Origin of the sequence: Streptomyces xylophagus (genome assembly GCF_000716435.1) — a bacterium.
Taxonomy (GTDB): domain Bacteria; phylum Actinomycetota; class Actinomycetes; order Streptomycetales; family Streptomycetaceae; genus Streptomyces; species Streptomyces xylophagus.
Genome location: NZ_JNWO01000035.1, coordinates 24,988 through 47,164 on the forward strand (window position 1 = coordinate 24,988; position 22,177 = coordinate 47,164).

Sequence of the window (22,177 nt, forward strand, 5' to 3'; positions counted from 1 at the left end):
CAGCCGTCCAGAAAGCGCTTCCTACGATAGGTGCGCGTCAACACGGCGGGAAGACCAGGGAATTCACCTGATGACGCCGACCCGGCCTTTCGAAACCCCGAACAGGTCAGCCGGGCGGCGTGCAGTCGAGGCGGAACCCGGTGAAGTCGGCGGTGAACCCCGCGTCGACCGGATCCCACGCGTGGATGCCCGCCATCGCGCCGGTGAACCGCAGCCGCGACCCGTAGTCGTCCGAGAGTCGACTGAAGTCCAGCACCGGCCCGACCGGCGTCCGAACTCCCGCCCGCAGCCACCAGAACCGGGCATCGGCCCCCTCGACCGTCACCCCCAGCGTCACCGGAGCACGGACATCGACCGCTACGACGGCCACCTGACGGGTGCCGTCCTCGTCCCGCTCCACCAGGCTCAGCACCGTACGGCCACCACCCCGCCACTGCTGCCCCCGCTGCCCCTCACCCTCGGGCTCCGCCCACGTCAGGTGCAGGCTCAGATACGCCTCGGCGCCGTACCAGAGCACCAGCCCCGCCGCCTGCGTGAACGTCGACGGCCGTGCCCCCACGGCGACTTCGGCCTCCGCGCGATGCTCCGTGATCCGCCGGGCGAGCAGACTGTGTGCCCAGCGCGACTCCGGCCCGTGCCGCCCGCGCAACCGGATCCAGCCGGGGCGCGTGGTCGTATCGGCCCAGGATGGGTCCGGGTAGCCACGCGGACTGCTCCAGGGCCAGTCCAACGGACCGCTTTCGTCGGGGACTTGATCGGGTGGGGCGGCGGGGCGCGTCGGTACGTCCACCTCCACCGCCGGGTGCCAACCCCCGTGCCGCAGCCTCGGCCAGCCGTCCGCGTCCCATGTCACGGCCTGGATCGCGGTCTCCCGGCCCAGGGTGCATCGCGGTCCGGCGGGAGTCGGGACAGGGCGCGCCGCCAGATGGCTCAACACCCACTCCCCGCCCGGCAGTTCGACCAACTCGCCGTGCCCCGCCTTCTGCAACGGCACCGACGGGTCGTCCCGGGACGTCAGCAGGGGGCGGTCGTCGAGCTCGTACGGACCGGTGACCGTACGGCTGCGCGCCACCAGTACCCCGTGCTCGAACCCGGTGCCGCCCTCCGCGAGCAGCAGGTAGTACCAGCCGCCCCGGCGCACCAACTTCGGTCCCTCTACGAGCCGTTCGTGCTGGAGCAGGAGATGGGTCGGGCCGGCCGGGGCGAGCGTGGACCGGTCCAACTCGGTCGCGACGATGCCCGCGAAGCGCCGGCCACCGGGGCGGTGGTCGTTCTGCAGGTTGAGCAGCCACAGCCTGCCCTCGTCGTGGAACAGCGCCGGGTCGAAACCGTGGCTCGCCACCCGCCTGGGGGCCGCCCACTTGCCGTCGACACTCGCGGCCGTAGTGACGTAGGTGTCGGCGTCGAAGTACGGCGTGCCGACCGAGCGGACGATCGCGTACGTCACCCAGAAGCGCTCACCGTCCCAGCTGAGCGAGGGTGCCCAGATGCCGCCCGAGTCCGGGACGCCCGCCAGGGAGTCGCCGGGGACCGCGCCCCGGACATGGCCCGCGTACTGCCAGTCGGCGAGGTCCCGTGAGCGGTGGATCGGGATCGTGGGGAACCACTCGAAGGAACTGTTCGCCACGTAGTACCAGTCGCCGACCCTGACCAGGGAGGGGTCGGGGGCGAAGCCGCGGACAACGGGGTTGTGCAGCAAGGTCACTTGAGGGCTCCCAGGGTGACCCCCGTGCGCCAGTAGCGACGCATCGCGACCATCATCACGGCCATCGGCACGATCGACAGCAGCGCGCCGGTCAGGACCAGGCTGGTGAGGTCGACGCCCGACTCCAGGCGTTTGCCCGTCCAGTTGTAGAGGCCGATGTTGAGGGTCCAGTTCTTCTCGCCGCGCAGGACCGTCAGCGGGAGGAAGAAGGCGTTCCAGGTGTTCACGAACGCGAGCAGGAACACGGTCGCGCCGCCCGTCGTCATCATCCGCAGCACGATGCTGAAGAAGATCCGCAACTCGCCCGCGCCGTCGAGGCGTGCGGCCTCCAGGAGTTCGAAGGGGACCGTGGCCTCGGTGTACACCTTGGCGAGGTAGACGCTGAACGGGTTGATCAGGCAGGGGATCAGCATCGCCCAGGGGGTGTCGACCAGGCCGATCTTCGAGAACATCAGGTACAGCGGGAGCGTGAGCAGCGCGATCGGGATCAGGAACGATCCCACCACGCACGCGAACACCGCGCCCCGGCCCGGAAATTCGAAGCGCGCGAGACCGTAGCCCGTCGCGAGCGCGATGAGCGTGCCGCCCAGGGAGCCGACGCCCGCGTACAGGAACGAGTTGGCGGTCCAGCGCAGGAAGATGCCGTTCTCGTAGGTGAAGACCTGACGCAGGTTCTCCCACAGGTGCATGCCGGAGAACCACAGGCCGTTGCTCTGGTAGAGCCCCGTGCGGTTCTTGGTCGCGGCGACGAGCAACCACCACACCGGGAACAGGCTGTAGGCGCTGGCCAGGACCAGGCCGACGAGCAGGAAGCGCTGGCCGCCGCGCGAACGGGCCGCCGGATCGGGCTTGTTGAGGCGCCGGACCTGCTGTGCCTTCCGGTGTTCTGCGGTGAGGGTCATCAGTCGGCCTCCTTCGCGGTGAGCCGGTAGAAGAGGAAGGAGGCGAGGCCCAGGACGAGGGCGAGGAGGACCGAAAGGGCGGCGGCGTAGTGGTAGTTGCCCGCGTTGAACGCCTGGTTGTAGATGACCATGATCGGGGTGAAACTGTCGTCCACCGTCTGCGGGGTGACGTTCCGGAACAGCGCCGGTTCGTTGAAGATCTGCAGCATCTGGATGATCGAGAGCATCCCGGTCAGCACCAACGCACCGCGCACGTAAGGGATTTTGATGCTCAGCGCGACCTGGAACTCGGAGGCGCCGTCCAGTCGGGCCGCCTCGAAGAGGTCACGGGGCACGCCCTGGAGCGCCGCGTAGATGATCACCATGTTGTAGCCGATGCCGTGCCAGGTCAGCAGGTTGCCGATGGACGGCCAGACCATCGAGGGCGCGAAGAAGTTCCAGGAGAGTCCGAACACCTTGCCCAGCGGGGTCAACGGCCCGACGTCCGGGCTGTAGAGGTTGATCCATACGATCGCCGCTACCACCCCGGGGATCATGTACGGCACAAGGAGCAGGATGCGAAAGCGTCCGGCGGCCTTCGAGGACAGCGCGTCCAGGAACAGCGCCAGCAGCAGGCTGACGAGCAGCATCACCGGGATCTGCACGCATGCGAACAGCACCACGCGCAGGACCGAGTTCATGAACGCCGAGTCCGTCAGGCCCTGTTGGTAGTTGTCCAGGCCCGAGAACTTCTCCGTGGAGCCGCCGAGACCGAGCCCGGACTGGTGCTCCACGAACAGAGACTCGTAGACGGCGTACCCGATCGGTATCAAGTACAGGAACACGAAGCCGAGTTGGAAGGGCACCGTGAAGGCGGCACCCTTCCAGCGCTGGGAGCGAATCATCGGCGCTGCCTCAGCCCTTGACGCTGATACCGCGGGACTTCAGGTCCTTGACCGTCCACTCCTGCATGTGCGCCAGCAGATCGGTGACCTTCTGCTCCTTGTTCATCACCTTCGCCCAGCCGGTCTGCAGCTCGGTGAACATCGCGGTCCAGTCCGGGCCGAACACCCAGTCCGAGGTGACGGTGTTCAGGCTGTCGGTGACGACCTTCTTCGCCGGCTCGTAGTTCGTGCCGAGCAGCTTGTCGGAGATCGCCTCGGCGACGTACGCGTTGCTGTCGGCCAGCGCCGGCATCACACCGTTGCCGGTGGTCGGGCTCGCCATCGTCTTCACCGCGCCGGTGTCGGTGGACATCCACAACGCGGCCTCCGCGGCCTGCTGTTGGTGCGTGCACTGCTTGGTCACCAGCGTGACGCCACCGCTCTGGTTGGTCCCGGCGGGCGTCTTGGCGGCCTCGCCCTGGAACGTGGGCCAGGGTGACAGCGCCCACTTGCCGTCGGACTTGGTGAAGTTCTGCACCATGCCCGCCATCTGCCAGGTGGAGATCTGCCGGGTCGCGGTGCCGCCGTTGTCGTAGTTGCGCTGCACGGCCGCGTAATCCGCGAAGGAGAGCTTCGAGTTGAGGTCGTTGTCGACGATGTCCTGGATCACCCCGGCCGCCTTGAGGCTGCCCGTGTCCTGGAAGTCCACCTTCCAGGAGTTGCCGTCGATGGCGTACCAGTGCGCCCCGGCCTGCATGGAGAGGACTTCCAGCGTGCTCGGGTCCTCACCCGCGTAGTTCGTGATCTTGATGCCGTGCTTCTTGAGCACCTTGCCGGCGGCGATGAACTCGTCCCAGGTCGTCGGCGCCTTCAGGCCGTACTTCTTGAAGACGTCCGTGCGGTAGATCGTGAACGCGGGCGCCGAACTCGTCGGCACGCCATAGGACTTGCCCTGCACCTGCGCACTCGCCCACGAACCCGCGTTGAACTTGTCCTTGTCGGCCGAGACGTACTGCGAGATGTCGGCGAGTGCGCCCTGCGAGACCCAGGTGGTCACGTACTCCGCCGTGTTCTGCACCAGGCAGGGCGCGTTGCCGGCCTTGACCGCGTTGGTCAGCTGCTTCTGCATCGTCAACTGGTCGGTGACCTTGGTGTACTTGAGCTTGATGTCCTTGTGCGCGGCGTTGAACGCCTTCACGACCGCGTCCTGCCCGTTGGCCCAGCCCCAGAAGGGGAGGGTGACCGGGCCGGAGGACGCCTTGTCCCCCGAGCCGGATCCGCCGCAGGCGGAGAGCAGACCGGTCAGGGCGAGGCCCGTGACGGCCGCACGAGCGAACCTTCTCCTGAGGCTGGTGAAGTTCATCAGACCGTGTTCCTTCGGAAGAGAAGAGGTAGAAACCGGTTGCTGGGAAGGTAGGCAGGATGGCCTGGTCGGAGCAAGAGGTGTGCAGCAAGTTGTTTCGATCGCCCCGGACAGACCCCATCTGGCCAGGGGATTTGAAGAGAAACCGGTTACGTAACGCCTTGGTTCCGTGTGCTGCGCCAGTCCCGCAGAGGCGCTGTGCCAGTCCCGCGGGGGTGCTGCGCTAGTCCCGCCGGACGGGCGGTCGTACCGAGTTCCGTACGACGACATGCGTGCCCAGGACCAGGTGGTCGCCGTCGTTGCCTCTGCGCCGGCCCGTGCCGCCGCCCTCGCGCCGGTCCGCCACCGCGCGCAGCGCGACCCGGCCCATCTCCTCGTACGGGACGTGCACGGTGGTCAGTTGGGGAGTGAGCTGGGAGGCCAGCGGGATGTCGTCGTAGCCGACGATCGACACGTCCTCGGGAACCCTGAGGCCCGCCGCGCGCAGTGCCTGCATGGCGCCCGCGGCGACCACGTCGGTCCCCGCGAGCACCGCGGTGAAGTCCAGCCCCTCCTTCAGGGTGTCCTCCACCGCCTCGTACCCGTGCTCGTAGTCGTACGGACCGTGCCGCACCGTCCCCGGGTCGAACGGCACGCCGTACGCCTCGAAGGCCCGCTGCGCACCCCTCAACCGGCCCTGCGCCGTGGTGAGTTCGGCAGGCCCCGGCAGCACCAGGACCCGGCGGTGACCCGCCGACAGAAGGTGGCTGGCCATGGCGTAGGCGCCGCCCTCGTTGTCGTAGTCGACCGTCGTCGCCGGGACGTCGCCCTCCAGCGGCGGGCGGCCGACGAGTACGAGGTGCGAGCCGGCCGCGTCGAGAGAGCGGGCGAAACGGGCCATGCGCAGCTGGTACTCGTCGACGTCGTACGCGCCGCCCAGCAACACCACGGCGGCGACGCCCTGTTGGCGCATGAGGTTGACCAGCGCGAGCTCGCGCTCCGGGTCGTCGCCGGTCGTGCCGACCAGGGAGAGCCAGCCGCGCAGCGTGGCCGCGCCCTCAACTCCCTTGGCCACGTGGGCGAATGCCGCGCCGGTGATGTTGTTGATGAGGATGGCCACGGTGGGAGTGCCGCCGCCGGCCAGGGAGCGGGCGTGCGCGTTGGTCACGTAGTCCAGGTCGCCGACCACCTTCATCACCCGGCGGCGCAGCTCCTCCGACACCGGGTAGTTGCCGGACAGAACGCGCGAGACGCTCGCCACGGAGACGCCGGCGCGCTCCGCCACGTCCCGGATCGTCGCCCGGCCGGCGTCGCCCGACGCCCTGCGCTGACTCACCGTAGCGACTCCTTCTCCGTGACCGCGTTCCTACCGGGCGCGCGAGCCCCTGCTCCCGCGCCGGTCCGGAAACCGTATCCCAAGGTCGTTCCCGGTGCGCCGGCCTGTGGACAGCGCGGATCAGGCGACACGGGCCAGGTCCGCGTGCCGTACCTCGTGGGCCGGTGGCAGGCCCGCGGCGAGCCGCTCCAGCTCGTCGACGACGATGCCGCCGAGCCGCGCCAGCTCGTTGCCGAGCGAGCCCGCGATGTGCGGGGTGAGGAAGACGTTGGGCAGCTTGTACAGCGGGGACGTGGGGGGCAGCGGCTCGGGTTCGGTGACGTCCAGGATCGCGGTCAGCCGGCCGGACAACAGCTCGTCGGTGAGGGCGTCGTGGTCGATCAGCGCGCCCCGCGAGGTGTTGATCAGCACCCCGCCGTCGCGGATCAGGGCGAGCCGCCCGCGGTCCAGCATGCGCTGTGTCTCGGGGATGTCGGGGGCGTGCAGGCTGACGATGTCGCTACGGTTCAACAGGTCGTCCAGCGGCAGGAGTTCGGCTCCCAGTGCGGCTGCCTCGCTGACGCTGACGTAGGGGTCGTGCAGGAGCACCTCGAAGTCGTACGGCCGCAGCAGTTCCAGCAGGCGGCGGCCCACGCGTGAGGCGCCGATGACGCCGATGCGGCGGCCGAGGTTGCCGATCGGCGCGGTCTCGGCGGGCGTCGGGTACGCGTGCGCGTGCCGGAAGCGTTCCCGCTGGGCGAAGGTGTCCTTCCCGGCGAGCAGGATCATCGCGAGGGTGTACTCGGCGACCGGCAGCGCGTTGCCGGTCACCGCGCTGGAGACGGTTACCCCGCGTTCCCACAGGGCGTCGCCGACCAGCGAACGGACCGAGCCCGCCGCGTGCAGCACGGCGCGCACCCGGGGTGCCGCCGCCAGGGCGTCGGCGTCGAGGCGCGGGCAGCCCCAGCCGGTGATCAGGACCTCGGCCCCGGCCAGGGCCCCGGCGGCCCCGGGATCGGCGAAGTCCTGTACGACGAGCCCCGGGTCGATCTCGGCGGTCTGCCGGAGCCGTGCCATCAGGGGCGGGGGGAAGAGCAGGGGCAGGTGCACCGGATCCATGGCGAACACGGCCCTCGGCGGCTGGGCGCTGGGCATGACCCTCCAGTACGGGTTGGGAAACGTTTTCTGAAAGCGTCTTCTACCGTAGATCTGCTGTGGAGCGGGGGTCAATCGGTGCGAGAGGGCGCAGAAATCGGAGACACTCCATGACCCGTCCAGCCGCGCTCGTCCGCCGGAATAGCCGGGCGCGATGTGATGCTCTGATGAGCATGGTTCACGAGCGCGGTGAGGAGCTGGTGGGCAGATGACGGCAGAGCAGAAGAACCCCGTGGTCGGCACCCCGTACGGGGCGGTACGCGGCCGGTACGAGGACGGGATCGCGGTCTTCCGGGGCATCCCGTACGCGGCGCCCCCGTTCGGCGCCCGCCGGTTCCGCCCGCCCGTCCCGCCCGAGCCCTGGAGCGGAGTGCGCGACGCGCTCGCCTTCGGCCCGACCGCGCCGAAACCGCCGTACTCCGAGGCCTTCGCCAAACTGCTCTCCGACCCCGTTGTGCCCGGCGACGACTGTCTCAACCTCAACGTGTGGACCCCGGAACCCGGCCCCGGCGCCCGGCTGCCGGTGATGGTCTGGTTGCACGGCGGCGCGCTCACCCGGGGCTCCTCGGCCGTCCCCGTCTACGACGGACACGCCTTCGCCCGCGACGGAGTCGTGTTCGTCTCGGTCAACTACCGCCTGGGCGTGGAGGGTTACGGCCTCTTCCCGGACGCCCCCGCCAACCCCGGCCTGCGCGACCAGCTCGCCGCGCTGCGCTGGGTGCACGAGTCCATCGCGGAGTTCGGTGGCGACCCCGACAAGATCACCCTCTTCGGCCAGTCCGCCGGCGCGATCAGCATCGGCGCCCTGCTCGCCGCCCCGCAGGCCCAGGGGCTGGTGCGGCGGGCCGTCCTGCAGAGCGGGCCACCGGAGGCCTTCGACCGCGACAAGGTACGGCGGATGGTGCGCCGGATGGCGACCCGGCTGAAGATCCCCGCCACCGCCGAGGCCTTCGCCGCCGTCGACCGCGAACTCCTGCTGCGCACCCAGGCCGACGTGGGCCGACTCAGCAGCCCGGTGCTCGGCGGACCCACGTTCGGGATCGTCATCGACGGCGACCTCGTGCCCCGCGACCCGCTGGAGGCACTCGTCGACGGCGAGGTGGGCCGCGGTGTCGACCTGATGCTGGGCTGGACCCGTGACGAGTACCGGCTGTGGCTGGTCCCCGGCGGCCTCCACGAGCGCGTCGACCGGCTCGGCGCGGTCGCCCTGGCCGGCGCGATGGCCCGCTGCCACTGCGGTGTCGAGGTCCCGCGCGGCTACCGCGCCCTGCACCCCGGCGCCGGCACCGCCGAGACCGTCGGCCAGCTCGTCACCGACCACCTGCTCCGCTACCCGCTGCACCGCCTCGCCGACGCCCGCCCCGGAAACTCCCACGTGTACGAGTTCGCCTGGCCCTCCAACCTCCCCGACCTCGGCTCCTGCCACGCCCTGGAACTCGGCTTCGTCTTCGACACGGGCGACATCCCCGAGGCGGCCAAACTCGCGGGGCCGGGCGCACCCCAGGAACTCGCCGACGCCATGCACGGGGCCTGGGTGCGGTTCGCCGTGGACGGCGACCCGGGCTGGCAGGCCTGGGACGACTCGCATCCGGTGCGGATCTTCGGAGAGGGTGCGCCGTACGTCGCGAACGGCCCGCGCGACCCCGAGTTCGCCCTGTGGGCGGCCGACACCGAGGCCAAGGAAGCGAAGGAAGCGCCGGCGGTTCCGGTCGACGGCACGCCCGCGCGGAGTGCCACCGAACTGCGATCGGTCGTACGGCGGCTGCGGCGGACGGGGGATGTGCGGCGGTCTTCGTGAGGGCGGGGGTGCGAGTGGGCGTAGAGGATGGAAACCGGTTGCCCTATACGGGCACATAGAAAGCAACCGGTTCCAAGAACCGTGCCCCAGAGGCCACCGGTTGGCGGATCGGCCCCCCAAGGGCGACCGGTTTCCGGCATCCACCCCACCGGCGCACACAACTTGGCCGACGCGCGCCCCTCCTCCCCGCCCTCACCCGCTGCTACTCTCCGCGCAGGGAACCGGTTGCCGGAGTGTTGCCACAGGCCGGGGAGGGGTGGCGCGGGACATGACCAGGAAGAGCCAGGACGCGAACGGGAGCACCATCCGGGACGTCGCGGCCCGTGCCGGAGTGTCCGCGTCCACGGTGTCGCGGGTGCTCGGCGGGGACTACCCGGTGAGCACGGCGACCCGCACGCGCGTGCTGCGGGCCGTACGCGAACTGGACTACGTCGCCGACGCCCGCGCCAAGGCCGTGGCGGGCGTCGGGACACCGACCCTTGCCTTTGTCCTGGAGGACATCACGGGACCGTCGTTCGCGCTGATGGCGCACGGCGTGGAGCGCGAGGCGACCCGGCTCGGGCATCTGTGCCTGGTGTGCAGCACCGAGGGTGACGTCCAGCGCGAACTGGACTTCATCGAGACGATGCGCGCCCAGCGCACCGCCGCCGTGATCCTGGTCGGCGGCACCGCCGACACCCCCGAGTACCGCGAGCGCACCCGCCGTATCGCCGACTCACTCGCGGCGGCCGGCTCGCGGCTCGTGCTCTGCGGGCGACCGCCCCTCGGCCCGGGCGCACCGGTCACGGTCATCGAGTACGACAACGAGGGCGGCGCCTACGCCCTCGTCGCGCACGTCCTGTCCCAGGGCCACCAGCGCGTCCTGTTCCTCGGCGGCAAGCCGGACCACGCGACCGCGCAGGGCCGCGAACGCGGTTACCTCGCCGCACACCGCGCCCGCGGCCTCGAACCCGACCCGGAACTCCTGCTTCACGGCGACTTCACCCGCGACTCGGGCCACCGGCTGATGCGCCTCGCCCTGAGCCGGAAACTGGAGTTCACGGCCGTGGTCGCCGCCACCGACATGGTCGCGGCGGGCGCGCTCACCGCGCTGCACGAGGCGGGTCTGGACGTCCCCGGCGATGTCTCCCTGGCCGGTTACGACGACATCCCGTTCGCCCGCGATCTGTACCCCGCCCTGACCACGGTCCACGTCCCCTACGAGGAGCTGGGCCGCCTCGCCGTGCGCACCGCGCTGGGTCGCACGCCGGAGTCCCCGGACGAGCACCTGCTGCTGGGCACGCATGTGGTGGTGCGGGACTCGATCGCGGCGGTGACCTCTTCCTGACGCCCGTGCCGGCGGAACCGTTTCGCCGGGTTGCCGTGTCCTCCTTCGCGGGGGGTGGTTCCACGTCGCGGAGCCACCTGTGAGGGGGATGGCGATGGGGCAGGTACGCGAGGGGGCACGGATAGGGGCTTGGGCCGTCGCCGGGGTGATCGGCCTGGCGGTGCTGTACGTGGTCGGGGTGTTCGCCTTCGGTGCCGCGGGGTGGATCACGGCCCCGTTCCGCGGTGAGGAGGACAAGCGCGACAACACCGTCGGCTCGGGCGAGTTCCGGCAGACCACGTACGAGACGTTCTTCGATCTGTGCGAGGCCGTGCAGAACGCCGAAGGGACGATCCAGGCGCTCCAGGAGGAGCGGAAGACCGCTTCGGAGACGCGCACCACGCAGATCGACCAGTCGATCACCGCGCTGAAGGCCGGCCGGATCGAGTCGGTCAACGACTACAACGCGAAGGCCGCCCAGGAACACCGCGCGCCCTTCCGTGACAAGGATCTGCCGTACCGGCTTGATGCAGCCGCCAAGCGCACGACGTGCACCAACTGATCCCCATCTCGTCCCGGGAAGAGGGCAGCACCGCATGAAGAAGTCCGTACGCATCGCCCCGGCCACCTTCATCGCGCTCGTGGTGGGCCTCGCCCTGGCGTCCTGCACCAGCGACACCAGCCAGGACAAGGAGAACCAGCGCAAGCAGGACAACTACGACCACCTCGTGGCCCAGCAGCCGGCGGGCCGCATGGAGTACTCGCCGACCCGTGAAGCGATCAACCAGTGGATCAAGACGTGGGGGAAGCGGGGCAAACTCTCGTACGTCTACATCCAGAACGCCAAGGGCGAGTACGGGTACTTCATCATGAAGGGCCTGCCCGTGCCGCGCTGCAAGATGCTCACTCCGACGGAGAAGGTGGAGTCCTCCGACAACGGCATCGCGGTCCTCGCCCAGCCCGGCATGGACGGCACGTACACGTCGGGTTCCACCTGCAACGCCTACTACGGTTTCGACGCCACGACGAACGCGTACATGGAGTTCACCGTCGGCACGAACCAGTCGTTCTTCCTGTTCGACAAGCCCATGTCGATGCCGGAGTACGCCAGCGCCAAGCAGCTGGGGCCGAGTTCGGTGAAGGACGTCGCGAAGAAACCCTGAGCGGCCGGGGCCGGGTCAGGGGGCCGCCGTCAGCGTCCGCGCGATCGAGGCGATGGCCTCCGGCCCCACCCGGCAGCACCCGCCGATCAGCCGCGCGCCGGAGGCCCGCCAGCCCTCGACCTGCTCGGCGGTGAAGGTGGAACGGCCCGTCCAGGCGCGGGCCCCGGCGTCCCAGGTCTCGCCGCTGTTGGGGTAGACGACGACCGGCTTGCCGGTCACGCGGGCCGCGATCTCGACCGCGCCGTCGACGTCCTCGGGCGCGCAGCAGTTGACGCCGACCGCGATGATCTCGTCCGCGTCGGCGGCCAGGGCGAACGCCTCCTCCAGCGGCTGCCCGGCGCGGGTGCGGTCACCGGCGATCGAGTACGACAGCCAGGCGGGCACCCGCAGCCCGCGCACCGCCCGCAGCAGCGCCTCGGCCTCGACGGTGTCCGGGATCGTCTCGAAAGCCAGCACGTCCGGCCCGACGAGGTCCAGCACCTCCAGGCGGGGCCGGTGGAACGCCTCCAGCTCGGCCACGCTCAGCCCGTACCGGCCCCGGTACTCGGAACCGTCCGCGAGCATCGCGCCGTACGGTCCGACCGAGGCCGCCACGTAGAGGGGCCGCTCGATGCCCCGCCGCCCCGCCTCGACCGCCGCGTCGACGGCCAACTCCACGCTCCCTGCGATGAGTTCGGCCGCCCGGTCGTGCTTGATCCCTCGTTTCGCGAAGCCCTCGAAGGTGGCCTGGTAGCTGGAGGTGATCGCCACATCGGCGCCCGCCTCGAAGTACGCGAGGTGCGCTTCGGCGATTGCCTCGGGCCGGTCCGCGAGCAGCCGCGCCGACCACAGCTCGTCACTCAGGTCGTGCCCGGCCGCCCCGAGCTGGTTGGACAGACCGCCGTCGAGGACGAGCGTCCCGGCGGCGAGGGCGTCGGCGAGGATGTTGCTGGTCATGCCATGACGCTAGTCGATACGGCGGTGCGCACCGGTCTCCGTCCAGCTGGTGAAAGGATCGCCCACCATGTGGAACGTCACGGAAGCCGAAGCACGCGAGGTCCTGGGCCACTCCACCGGACCGGTCTCCGCGGCACCGCTCACCCACAACCCCAAGAACGGCGTCACCGCCGGCGTCTGGACGGTCACCGCCGGCGACCGCACGGCCGTCCTCAAGGTACTCACCCGCACGAAGGAGGCCACCGGTCGCTGGGCGGCCTCGGACGACCCCCGCCACTGGAACTACTGGCTGCGCGAGGCGAACGTCTACGACTCCGGGCTCGCGCAGACCTGGCAGTCGTACGGCATCCGCGCGCCCCGGCTGCTCGCCCGCGTCGAACGGGCCGACGGGGACGTGGCGTTGTGGCTCGAGCAGGTGCGGGGCGAGCCGGGCACCGCCTGGCCGCTCGCCCGGCACATCGAACACGCCCGCCGCCTCGGCGCCGCGCAGGGAGCCGCGCCTGTACCCGAAGAACCCTGGCTCTCCCACCGCTTCCTTCGCCAGTACATCAGCAGCAACACACTCGGCGAGGAACTCCTCGAAGACGACGAGGCCTGGCAACAGCCCCTGGTCCGCGACCACTTCCCCGCCGGACTGCGCCACGACATGGTCCGGCTGCACCACGACCGCGAGTGGTTCCTCGATGTCATGGAGGGGCTGCCGCGCGCCTTCAGCCATCTCGACCAGTGGCCCGCCAACGTCCGTTCCGACGGCCCGGACAGCGTCCTGTTCGACTGGGCTTTCGCCGGTGACGGCGCCCTCGGCGAGGACCTCGGCAACTACCTCCCCGACTCGGTCTTCGACCTGTTCGTCCCGGCCGCCCGCCTGCCCGGGTACGCGGCGCAGGCCTACGACGCCTATCTGCACGGCCTGCGGGAGTCGGGCAGCCGGGTCGACGAACGCCTCGTACGGCTCGGGGTGTGCGCCTCCGCCGTGAAGTACGACTGGCTCACCGCCCTCATGCTCGCCCGCGCGAGCGAGGAACAGCAGCTGGACTACGGCGGTGAGCGCAGCGTCTCCGCCGAACTCCGGTACCGGGAGCGGGGGTTGACCCTCGCCTTCCTCGCCGGGTGGGCGGCCGAGGCGCGTGCGCTGGCCCTGCTGCTGGGCTTCCCGGAGGCGCCGAGCGGCCGTTAGCCCTACGCCGCGTGCCTCCCACCCCCGCGCCGGCCGCCACCCCGCGTGCGCCTGCTCGCCGGGACCAACAGGCCGCCCAGCAGGCCGAGTCCGAGTGCGTACGGCCACCAGCCGAAGGCGTCACTGCGGGCGGTGTTCGCCGTGCGGGCCTCGGTGACCGTCGTCCCGGACGTCGACTTGGGGCGGGCGCTGGGGGAGGGGCTGCTCGCGGTGACGGCGGTCAGTGTGACGTCGTTGCCGTCGCCGCCCCGGTAGCTGATGCGGTACGTCGTGTCGGCGAGCTTGAGCTTGGTGCCCTCGCGAAGTCCCTTGAACGCGCCCGTTGTTGAGCCCTTGCCCGTGTGGTCGAGGATCGTGATGGTTCGCGCGGGGTGCGTCCCGGCGGCCGAGAGGTCCAGGTCGCCCGCGAGGCCGACCTTGCCCGCCACCTTCAACGGCTTGGCGCCCAGGACCAGTTCGCCCTTCGCGCTCTGCGTGTAGTTCCCGGTGACGGTGAGGCCGCCCGCGATCACACCGTCGTTGGTCACCGAACCCTTCACCGTGCCCGAGCCGGTGAGCGCGGTGCCCACCTGCAGCCCCGGCGTCCCCACGTCCAACCGTGCGCCCGCCGAGGTGAGCCGGATCGCCTTGCTGTGGGCGAGAGTTGCCCCCGACCTGAGTGCCAGCGTGCCCTTGGAGACCGTCGTCGCCCCCGTGTACGTCACCGCCGTGCCCGTCAGTGTCGTCGTCGCGGCGCCGGACTGGACGAGGGAGCCCTTGCCGCCGAGATGCGACAGTTGGATGCCGAGTGCCACATTCCGCAGCACCAGGGTCCCGTCGTCGACGATCCGCCGCACCTCCGTGCCGGTCAGCAGCCCGCCGTCACCGCCCCGCTGCCCGGACCCCAGCCGCAGCACCGCCCCCCTCTCCACGGTCGTCGACCCGTCGTAGTACTGCGGCGCCGCGAAGGTCACGTCGTTCCCGCGCGTCCCCGCGACGACGATGTCCCCGGCACCGGGCGCGGCCAGCGTGTCGTGGTACCGGCCGCCGCCGATCGGCGCGCCCAGGGTGACCGGACCGTCGTAGTCGAAGGTCAGCCTGGACCGGACCCCGCTCGCCGCGTGGAGGTTGATGTAGACGGTGTCCTTGGTGCCCGGCATGAAGATGCGGTGGGTGGTGCCGTCGCCCCACTGGACGTTCGCGCCCTCGATGTTGGTGCCGCGCTTGTTCAACTGGTGGGGGATGGCACGCCAGTTGAGACTCGAGTCGCTGAGCGACGGGTTGGTGTCGCCGCCCTGGTCGCTGTAGCTGTACTGGCCCGTGAGGACGACCTTGCTGCCCGGCCGGGAGTGGACGTTGACGTCGCTGCCGTACTCGCGCTGGTAGAAGTTCTGGCGCAGGGTGATCGTCTGGTACAGCGGGGTGTCGATGATCCAGGAGCCCTGGTTGAGGATCGCGCGGGCGTTGGGCAGCGCGACCGGGTACTCGGGGCGGCCGACCGCCATGCCCGTGCCGTTGTCAATCACCCCTGAGAACGGGTGAGTTCCGGCGAGGTCGAGGGTGCCCCACATGTTGCGGGGCTGGGTGACCAGGCCCGAGCCGCTGATGGTGCCGATGTTGAAGGTGCGGGTCAGGGAGAGGCGCAGGGTGCCGTCGACGCGGACGTTCAACTCGTTGAGCTGGTAGCCGGGTGTGCTGTAGGGGAAGTGACCGATCAGGCCGGTGCCACCACCCGTGCCGTACTGGAGAGTTGTGCCGCTCGCGACCGTGATCGCGGGCGGGTCCGGGTTGCTGACGGTGGTGTACGGGTGGTTGCCGCCCTGGGTGGTCACCTTCTGCCGCTGCCGGGCCGCCGGGAGCGTGAAGTCGCTGTCCTTGGTGAGGATCAGCGTGCCGCCGCCGCGCACGGTCAGCGTGCCCTGGCCGCGGAACACCCCGTCGTACGTCGTCGTCCCGGCCGGCACGGTGACCACCGTGTCGCCGGTCAGCGTGACGTCCCGGTTCGCGAGGACGTCGGCGGTCGCGTCACGGGCGCCGGCGGCCGAGGCCGGGGAACTGCCGACCAGGAGAGCGACGGTCGCGAGGGCGCCTACGGCTGCTGCTGTCTTGCGGGAATGGCTGCGCACGTCACTGGAGACGGGCGTCGGCGACGGCGATAACAGAAATCTCGCGTCCATCTTTGTCACGCGCGACCCGTTGACCTTCCCGTAACACACCCTTACCTTTTCGGCGTTCGTAATGACAGATGGCGTACGAAATCCCGAACCGCTTCCCGAGTTGTACCTCGAACCCCCCACTGTTTCCTGTTCTCCCCCCAGCTCCGAGAGGCGTCAGATGAGACGTGTGTACGCAATCCTCGTCGCCCTGTGCTGTGTGCTCGCCGCGGCACTGGTGACCGCGGGACCGGCCCAGGCGGCGGCGCAGACCATCACCAACGGCACGCAGTTCACGGACACTTCGGGCAACGCCGTGCACGCGCACGGCGGCGGGGTGATCAAGGTCGGCAGCTACTACTACTGGTTCGGCGAGGACCGCAACTCCGACAACACCTTCAAGTACGTGGACGCCTACCGCTCCACCGACCTGAAGAACTGGGAGTTCCGCAACCACGTCCTGACCCAGTCCAGCGCCTCCGAGCTGGCCACCGCCTACATCGAGCGGCCGAAGGTCATCTACAACGCGTCCACCGGCCAGTTCGTGATGTGGATGCACAAGGAGAACGGCGTCGACTACAGCGAGGCGAAGGCCGCCGTCGCCGTCTCCTCGACCGTGGACGGCAGTTACACCTACCAGGGCAGCTTCCAGCCGCTCGGCGACAACATGTCCCGGGACATCACCACGTTCGTCGACACCGACGGCACCGCCTACATGGTCTCCGCCGCCAACGAGAACTACGACCTGCACATCTACAAGCTCACCGCCGACTACACCGCCATCGACAGCCTGGTCGCCAACCCCTGGGTCGGCGGACACCGCGAGGCACCGGCCCTCTTCAAGCGCAACGGCGTCTACTTCATGCTGACTTCGGCCGCCACCGGCTGGAGCGCCAACCAGCAGCAGTACGCCACCGCCACCAGCATCACCGGCCCCTGGACGGCCTTCACGAACGTCGGCGACTCGACGGCATACAACTCGCAGACGGCGTACGTCCTCCCGATCACGGGGACTTCGGGCACCTCGTACCTCTACATGGGCGACCGCTGGGGCAACTCCTTCGGCGGCACCGTCAACGACTCCCGTTACGTCTGGCTGCCGTTGACCTTCCCCACCACGACCTCGATGTCCATGGCGTCCTGGTACCCGGAGGTGTCGATCGACACGGCCGCCGGCACGATCACCGGGACGAGCGCGACCTACAACACGCTCATCGCCCGGAACAGCGGCAAGTGCGCGGACGTGCCCAACCAGTCGCTGTGGCAGGGCATCGCGATCAGCCAGTACACCTGCAACAGCGGCACCAACCAGAAGTGGTGGTTCAAGGACCTCGGTACCGGCTACTACGAACTCATGGGCAGGGGCAGCTCGTTGTGCCTCCAGGAGAACTCCACCAACGTCACCCAGGAGAACTGCACGGGTGCCACCACCCAGCAGTGGAGCCTGACCACGTCCGGCAGTTACGTCCTCGTGAAGGCCAGGACGAGCGGCGAGTGCCTGGATGTGTCCGGCGCGTCCACCGCCAACTCCGCCGCGATCATCACCTACACGTGCAGCGGGGCGACCAACCAGCAGTGGACGCGCGGAACCTGACGTCACCTCAGGTCAGCAGATCGATCGCGTCGATCGACGTGCCCGCGCTGAGATAGGCCGTCGTCCCCGAGCCGCTCGCCACATAGATCTTCAGCGTGTTGTACGCGCTCGCGTCCGTCAGCCAGGCGGACGCGGGCACGCTGTAGGTGAACGTGTTGTTGTTGCCCCGGTACGAGCCCACGGTCAGCGACCGCGTGCTCGGCTGGGTGGGCGGCGACGGGACGGCCGAGGTCCAGGTGTCGTTGACGACGACCTGCGGCCGGCCGTTCGCGTAGGCCGTCGTCACCCCGATGCGCAGGGTGTGTGCGGCGGCGAGCTGAGCGGCCGTCAGCTTGAAGTACACGATGATGCCGCTGTTGACGTCCTTCCAGAGATAGCAGGGGAACCCCGAGGTCTCCGTCCCGCTGCCGACGACGACGTTGCCGGTCCAGGACGCGGCTCTTACGTCTGAGGGATGCGCGTACGTCATCAGGTCCGCGTTCTTGAACCCGCTCGGCGAACCGTCCCAGTTGCCGATGCGCCAGATCGCGCTCGCGTTGGACGGGTCGTTCGAGGAGGGGATCGCGATGCTGTTCAGCGTGGTCGTGCCGCCCGCCGTGACCGTCACCGACCCGGTGTAGACGGCGAGTTCACCCTTGAAGACGGTCAGCGTGTACGTCCCCGGCAGGATCCCGGTGATCGAGAAGTAGCCGTCCGAGGCCCGCGCCGAACCCCAGTACTGCGCGGCCGAGTTGGCGAGTCCGACCGTGTACGCGTAGGCCGTGTCGCGCCCGGTGATCCCGACGCCGGCGACCCGGCCCCGCGAACTCGCCGCCGTATAGCCCGAGATGCCGAGCGAATCGGCCCACGAGGTGGTGAGGTTGGCGTGGTAGAGCGAGGAGGAGGGTGCGCCGCCGTCCGTGAGCGCGATGACGTACGGGCCCTGGAGACCGAACCGCTGCGCCTCCGTCTGGTTCTCGCCGTAGTACAGGATCTCGTACAACCCGCCGCCGTCCGCGCTCTGGTGGCGCAGCAGCGAGCGGTAGAACGGGCCGCCGGACGCCTTCTCGTGGTTGCTGCGCACCACCCACAGGCCGACGCTGCCGGTGGTCCAGCCGACGTAGTCGTAGTCGACGACCCGGTTCTTCGAGTAGTGCTTGGAGCGGGTCTGGCCGTCGGACTTCGCGAAGACGTCGGCGGACTCGATGGTGGTCGGCGCGTAAGTGTAGGAATCCGGCTCGTCGTTGAGGAACAGGCCGGCCTTGACGCGGACGATGTAGCGGGTCGCGCTGACGGAGTCGTCGGCCTTGTTGGTCCACAGGTAGACGTTGTTCTCGCCGCTGCGGGCCGCGTAGTAGTGCTTCAGCGTGCCGTACGCGACGGAGATCAGGATCGTCGTGCCGGACTGCGCGATCGTCACGGTGGAGGTGCCGAGGCCGGACTCGACGTGCGAGTTCTTGCCGCCGTAGCCCTGGTACTCGGTGCCCTTGTAGACCAGCGAGGTCAGGTCGCCGTTCGTCTTGCTGACCTTGAAGACCAGGCTGGCGCCGGTGTCGACGACGTAGTTCGAGCCGTCGTCGGTGTAGCCGAAGCTCGCGGCCGAGGCTGTCTCCGCGAGCGCCGCCGTACCGACTGCAGCCGCTGCGCCGAGGACGAAGGTGCGGCGGCGAACCGGTCTGTTCACGGAACCGGACATGGGGGTGCCTCCTTCGGGAGGTGGGGGTGCGGGTGCTTTGGAGGGTGGCAGTTGAATCGATTTCGCGAAAGGGCTTTCGCGGCCTTGGAGTTGGCGATGACGTGAAATCTGACGCAGGTCTAGAAAGCGCTTGTCCGTAGCGGTACGGTCCACCGCCAGGCCTTGTCGTCGGACGGAGGAGCCGCGAATGAGACGTTTCAACATCGCCCTGCTGGCCGCGATGACGCTGAGCACCGCCCTGTCGGCCGCACCCGCACAGGCCCACGACCGCACGCCACCGCTCGGCATCGCCAACTGCACAGCGACCGCCTGCCACTTCGACGTCCCGCCCGGCACCTACGACGTCACGGTCCGCCTCGGCGGCGACTCGGCCGCGAGCACCGCCGTGACCGGCGAGACCCGGCGCTCCCTGCTCCCCGAGACGGCCACCGCCGCCGGCCGCACCGTGACCCGCAGCTTCACCGTGAACGTCCGCACCCCCGAGGGCGAACCCACCGGCCCCGACGGCACCCCCGGCCTCGACCTCACCCTCGGCGGCACCGCCCCCGCACTCGCCGACATCAGGGTCACGCCCGCCCGCCGCGCCCACCGGATCATCCTGATCGGCGACTCCACGGTCTGCGACCAACCGGGCGACCCGTATTCCGGCTGGGGCCAACAGCTCCCGCAGTTCCTGCGCAAGGGCGTCTCCGTCGCCAACTACGCCGATTCCGGGGAGAGTACGGTCACCTATTTGGCGAACCCCTTGCTCTGGGGGACGGTTCAGCCGCTGATCAACCCAGGTGACCTCGTCCTCGTCCAACTCGCCCACAACGACAAGACGACCGACGAGACGACGTATCGCGCGAATTTGGAAACCCTCATAGCGGGTATCCGTGAGAAGGGCGGCCGTCCCGTCCTCGTGACACCGATCGTCCGACGCTGGTTCAATGCCGACGGCACACTGAACAACAACACAGCGCTGCTGGTGAACGGACTCGGCGTGGATCTGCCGGGCGTCGTCCGGTCGGTGGCCGCCGCCGAGGGGGTAACGCTGATCGATCTCACGGCGCAGACCAAGACGCTGGTGGAGTCGCTGGGAGTGGAAGGCTCCAAGGCGATCTATCTCTACAACGAGAAGAAGGACAACACGCACACTTCCGTGCACGGTGCCACGGTGTACGCGGGCCTGGTCCGCGACGCACTCGTCGCCGGGCATCTGGTGCCGGAGGATCGGGTACGGGTGGGATGAGACCCGAAAGACCCCTGGGGCGTTCCGACCGGAACCGGGGCGCCCCAGGTTCCACCCGCCGCGTGTGAGAGTGAGCCGATGCAACTGCCCGCCGACGACCGTGAGTTGAGCCCCCGCACCGGCTACACCCGCGCCCACTGGGAGACGGCCGCCGATGCCCTCCTCGCCGCGGTGGAGCCGTACGCGACGGAGGACCGCGCGCTCTACCACCTCCCGGGCGGCCGTGCGAGCTGGTCCGGCAGGCTCTCCGACGGCCTGGAGGGCTACGCCCGCACCCTGCTCCTTGCCGCCTTCCGCCGGGACGAGACGGCGCTCGAGCGCTACGCGGACGGCTTGGCGGCAGGCGTCGCGGGCGTCTGGCCGACGATCGAGGACCGCAGCCAGCCCCTGGTCGAGGCGGCCTCGATCGCCCTCGCACTGCGCCTGACCCGCCCGCTGCTCTGGGACCGCCTCGACGAGCCGGTACGGCACCGCGCGGCGGCCTGGCTCGGCGACGCGCTCACCGCCCAACCCTGGCCCTGCAACTGGGAGTTGTTCCCGGTCACGGTCGGCGGCTTCCTCCAGGAGATCGGATACGAGCCCGACGCCTCCCGCAAGGCGATCGACCGCGGCCTGGAGCGCATCGAGGAGTGGTATCTCGGCGACGGCTGGTACACCGACGGCGACGGCCGCAAGTTCGACTACTACAACGGCTGGGCGATGCACCTCTACCCGGTGCTGCACGCCTGGCTCGCCGACGACCCCCGCCTCCTCGACCTCTACGGCGGCCGCCTGGAACGCCATCTCGCCGACTACGCCCGCCTGTTCGGCGGCGACGGTGCGCCGATGCACCAGGGCCGGTCCCTCACGTATCGCTTCGCGACGACCGCTCCGCTGTGGCTCGGCGCACTGACGGGCCGTACGCCACTGTCGCCGGGGGAGACACGACGGCTGGCCTCCGGGGCGCTCCGCTATTTCCTCGACCGGGGCGCGGTGGACGACCGTGGACTGTTGAGTCTGGGCTGGCACGGCCCCGACGAGGCTGTCCTGCAGGGCTATTCGGGCCCCGCCTCCCCGTACTGGGCCAGCAAGGGTTTCCTGGGCCTGCTGCTCCCGCCGGACCACGAGGTGTGGACGGCGACGGAGGAACCGGGCCCGGCGGAACGAGCGGACGCGGTCACGCCGATCGCCCCTGCCAACTGGCTGCTCCAGTCGACCAGTTCGGACGGCCTGGTCCGCCTCCACAACCACGGCAGCGAGGACGTCCGCTACGACCCGTACTACACGCGCCTGGCGTATTCCACGGCTACGGTGCCTTCGGCGTCGTACGACAACAGTGTGATCGTGGGCGGCGATGCGAGCCGGACGGGGATTGTGCCGTTGGGGGTGGGGGAGGGGTGGGTGGCCTCGCGGCATCGGACGGGTTCCGGCGGTGAGGTGACGAGCGTCCTGCTGGCGCGTGGCGCGGTGGAGGTACGGGCGTTCCGCGTGACCGGGGTGGCAGAAGGGACGGCGATCCGGGTCACCGGCTGGGCGGCGGGTTCCGGTCTGCGCTCCGAACTCCTGCCTGTCGCGGGGCTGGTGGAGGTGAAGGCCGTACCGGGCGCCGTCGATGACGAACAGGCCGGTGCGGTCCGCGAGTTGACCGGCATCGTCGGCGCCGGGCCGGGCCTCTTCGTCGCGCTCGCCCGGCTCACCGCCGAGGCGGACACACCGCTGAGGGAAGCGGTCGCCGTCGAGGTGACCGGCCCGGACGCACTCGTCGTCCGCTGGCCGGACGGACATGTGCACGAAGTGCGGCTGGAAGCGGGCCAGTTCGCGGTCTCCTGCTGAACAAAGCCCGGGAACAAGGCCGTTGGGCATGTGCCAAGGACGGTCCCGGAGCGTGACCGCGCCGCTACAGT

17 protein-coding genes are annotated in these 22,177 nt (G+C 69.8%); 8 read left to right on the top strand and 9 right to left on the bottom strand.

The window, feature by feature from the left end:
• Window positions 1-106: 106 nt before the first annotated feature.
• From OO70_RS44780 to OO70_RS44805, 6 genes are all read right to left on the bottom strand, one after another.
• Complete coding sequence (locus OO70_RS44780) at window positions 107-1,705, bottom strand: family 43 glycosylhydrolase (RefSeq protein ID WP_043685508.1); 1,599 nt, start codon at window positions 1,703-1,705, stop codon at window positions 107-109.
• Complete coding sequence (locus OO70_RS44785) at window positions 1,702-2,607, bottom strand: carbohydrate ABC transporter permease (RefSeq protein ID WP_043685511.1); 906 nt, start codon at window positions 2,605-2,607, stop codon at window positions 1,702-1,704. Before OO70_RS44785 ends, OO70_RS44780 begins: the two co-directional genes overlap by 4 nt.
• Window positions 2,607-3,491 carry a carbohydrate ABC transporter permease gene (locus OO70_RS44790; RefSeq protein ID WP_043685512.1) on the bottom strand — a complete coding sequence of 295 codons (885 nt, stop codon included), beginning with the start codon at window positions 3,489-3,491 and terminating at the stop codon, window positions 2,607-2,609. The genes OO70_RS44785 and OO70_RS44790 overlap by 1 nt, the downstream gene beginning before the upstream one ends.
• A gap of 10 nt (window positions 3,492-3,501) precedes the next feature.
• Window positions 3,502-4,833 carry an ABC transporter substrate-binding protein gene (locus OO70_RS44795; protein WP_043685515.1) on the bottom strand — a complete coding sequence of 444 codons (1,332 nt, stop codon included), beginning with the start codon at window positions 4,831-4,833 and terminating at the stop codon, window positions 3,502-3,504.
• Window positions 4,834-5,056: 223 nt separating this feature from the next.
• The gene (locus tag OO70_RS44800) at window positions 5,057-6,148 is read right to left on the bottom strand and encodes a LacI family DNA-binding transcriptional regulator (protein WP_043685517.1); all 1,092 of its coding nucleotides are present in this window, start codon (window positions 6,146-6,148) and stop codon (window positions 5,057-5,059) included.
• 120 nt (window positions 6,149-6,268) lie between these two features.
• Window positions 6,269-7,282 carry a hydroxyacid dehydrogenase gene (locus OO70_RS44805; RefSeq protein ID WP_199827524.1) on the bottom strand — a complete coding sequence of 338 codons (1,014 nt, stop codon included), beginning with the start codon at window positions 7,280-7,282 and terminating at the stop codon, window positions 6,269-6,271.
• Window positions 7,283-7,490: 208 nt separating this feature from the next.
• On the opposite strand from OO70_RS44805, the gene OO70_RS44810 reads away from it, so the two are divergent.
• From OO70_RS44810 to OO70_RS44825, 4 genes are all read left to right on the top strand, one after another.
• Window positions 7,491-9,080 (top strand): carboxylesterase/lipase family protein, encoded by a 1,590-nt coding sequence (locus tag OO70_RS44810; RefSeq protein ID WP_043685520.1) that lies wholly within the window; start codon window positions 7,491-7,493, stop codon window positions 9,078-9,080.
• Window positions 9,081-9,348: 268 nt separating this feature from the next.
• Window positions 9,349-10,407 (top strand): LacI family DNA-binding transcriptional regulator, encoded by a 1,059-nt coding sequence (locus OO70_RS44815; RefSeq protein WP_043685522.1) that lies wholly within the window; start codon window positions 9,349-9,351, stop codon window positions 10,405-10,407.
• A 94-nt stretch (window positions 10,408-10,501) separates the two neighbouring features.
• Window positions 10,502-10,948 carry a hypothetical protein gene (locus tag OO70_RS44820; protein ID WP_407702894.1) on the top strand — a complete coding sequence of 149 codons (447 nt, stop codon included), beginning with the start codon at window positions 10,502-10,504 and terminating at the stop codon, window positions 10,946-10,948.
• Window positions 10,949-10,982: 34 nt separating this feature from the next.
• Entirely contained in the window at window positions 10,983-11,549 is a 567-nt protein-coding gene (locus OO70_RS44825) for a hypothetical protein (RefSeq protein WP_043685527.1), read from the top strand.
• A 15-nt stretch (window positions 11,550-11,564) separates the two neighbouring features.
• Here OO70_RS44825 and mmuM read toward each other — a convergent pair whose 3' ends face one another.
• Entirely contained in the window at window positions 11,565-12,485 is a 921-nt protein-coding gene (mmuM, locus tag OO70_RS44830) for a homocysteine S-methyltransferase (RefSeq protein ID WP_043685532.1), read from the bottom strand.
• A gap of 67 nt (window positions 12,486-12,552) precedes the next feature.
• Between mmuM and OO70_RS44835 the strand changes: the two genes are divergently transcribed.
• Window positions 12,553-13,662: a hypothetical protein gene (locus tag OO70_RS44835; RefSeq protein WP_043685535.1), complete on the top strand. Its 1,110-nt coding sequence runs from the start codon at window positions 12,553-12,555 to the stop codon at window positions 13,660-13,662.
• A 2-nt stretch (window positions 13,663-13,664) separates the two neighbouring features.
• Here OO70_RS44835 and OO70_RS44840 read toward each other — a convergent pair whose 3' ends face one another.
• Window positions 13,665-15,767: an autotransporter gene (locus OO70_RS44840; protein ID WP_043685539.1), complete on the bottom strand. Its 2,103-nt coding sequence runs from the start codon at window positions 15,765-15,767 to the stop codon at window positions 13,665-13,667.
• 208 nt (window positions 15,768-15,975) lie between these two features.
• On the opposite strand from OO70_RS44840, the gene OO70_RS44845 reads away from it, so the two are divergent.
• Window positions 15,976-17,388: an RICIN domain-containing protein gene (locus tag OO70_RS44845; protein ID WP_043685542.1), complete on the top strand. Its 1,413-nt coding sequence runs from the start codon at window positions 15,976-15,978 to the stop codon at window positions 17,386-17,388.
• A gap of 7 nt (window positions 17,389-17,395) precedes the next feature.
• On the opposite strand, the gene OO70_RS44850 is transcribed toward OO70_RS44845, so the two are convergent.
• A complete protein-coding gene (locus OO70_RS44850; RefSeq protein ID WP_043685544.1) occupies window positions 17,396-19,063 on the bottom strand; it encodes a rhamnogalacturonan lyase B N-terminal domain-containing protein in 1,668 nt (555 codons plus the stop codon).
• Window positions 19,064-19,250: 187 nt separating this feature from the next.
• Here OO70_RS44850 and OO70_RS44855 point away from each other — a divergent pair, with 187 nt between their 5' ends.
• Complete coding sequence (locus OO70_RS44855) at window positions 19,251-20,294, top strand: rhamnogalacturonan acetylesterase (RefSeq protein ID WP_043685547.1); 1,044 nt, start codon at window positions 19,251-19,253, stop codon at window positions 20,292-20,294.
• Between the two features lie 78 nt (window positions 20,295-20,372).
• Entirely contained in the window at window positions 20,373-22,106 is a 1,734-nt protein-coding gene (locus tag OO70_RS44860) for a DUF2264 domain-containing protein (RefSeq protein WP_043685549.1), read from the top strand.
• The last annotated feature ends 71 nt before the right edge of the window (window positions 22,107-22,177 follow it).

What these genes read in the sequence shown, in the direction of transcription:
- OO70_RS44860 (WP_043685549.1), top strand. Translation starts at nt 20,373, where the DNA reads ATGCAACTGCCCGCCGACGACCGTGAGTTGAGCCCCCGCACCGGCTAC.
- OO70_RS44845 (WP_043685542.1), top strand. Translation starts at nt 15,976, where the DNA reads ATGAGACGTGTGTACGCAATCCTCGTCGCCCTGTGCTGTGTGCTCGCC.
- OO70_RS44805 (WP_199827524.1), bottom strand. Translation starts at nt 7,282, where the DNA reads ATGCCCAGCGCCCAGCCGCCGAGGGCCGTGTTCGCCATGGATCCGGTG.
- OO70_RS44820 (WP_407702894.1), top strand. Translation starts at nt 10,502, where the DNA reads ATGGGGCAGGTACGCGAGGGGGCACGGATAGGGGCTTGGGCCGTCGCC.
- mmuM (WP_043685532.1), bottom strand. Translation starts at nt 12,485, where the DNA reads ATGACCAGCAACATCCTCGCCGACGCCCTCGCCGCCGGGACGCTCGTC.
- OO70_RS44810 (WP_043685520.1), top strand. Translation starts at nt 7,491, where the DNA reads ATGACGGCAGAGCAGAAGAACCCCGTGGTCGGCACCCCGTACGGGGCG.
- OO70_RS44835 (WP_043685535.1), top strand. Translation starts at nt 12,553, where the DNA reads ATGTGGAACGTCACGGAAGCCGAAGCACGCGAGGTCCTGGGCCACTCC.
- OO70_RS44785 (WP_043685511.1), bottom strand. Translation starts at nt 2,607, where the DNA reads ATGACCCTCACCGCAGAACACCGGAAGGCACAGCAGGTCCGGCGCCTC.
- OO70_RS44790 (WP_043685512.1), bottom strand. Translation starts at nt 3,491, where the DNA reads ATGATTCGCTCCCAGCGCTGGAAGGGTGCCGCCTTCACGGTGCCCTTC.
- OO70_RS44850 (WP_043685544.1), bottom strand. Translation starts at nt 19,063, where the DNA reads ATGTCCGGTTCCGTGAACAGACCGGTTCGCCGCCGCACCTTCGTCCTC.
- OO70_RS44795 (WP_043685515.1), bottom strand. Translation starts at nt 4,833, where the DNA reads ATGAACTTCACCAGCCTCAGGAGAAGGTTCGCTCGTGCGGCCGTCACG.
- OO70_RS44855 (WP_043685547.1), top strand. Translation starts at nt 19,251, where the DNA reads ATGAGACGTTTCAACATCGCCCTGCTGGCCGCGATGACGCTGAGCACC.
- OO70_RS44815 (WP_043685522.1), top strand. Translation starts at nt 9,349, where the DNA reads ATGACCAGGAAGAGCCAGGACGCGAACGGGAGCACCATCCGGGACGTC.
- OO70_RS44825 (WP_043685527.1), top strand. Translation starts at nt 10,983, where the DNA reads ATGAAGAAGTCCGTACGCATCGCCCCGGCCACCTTCATCGCGCTCGTG.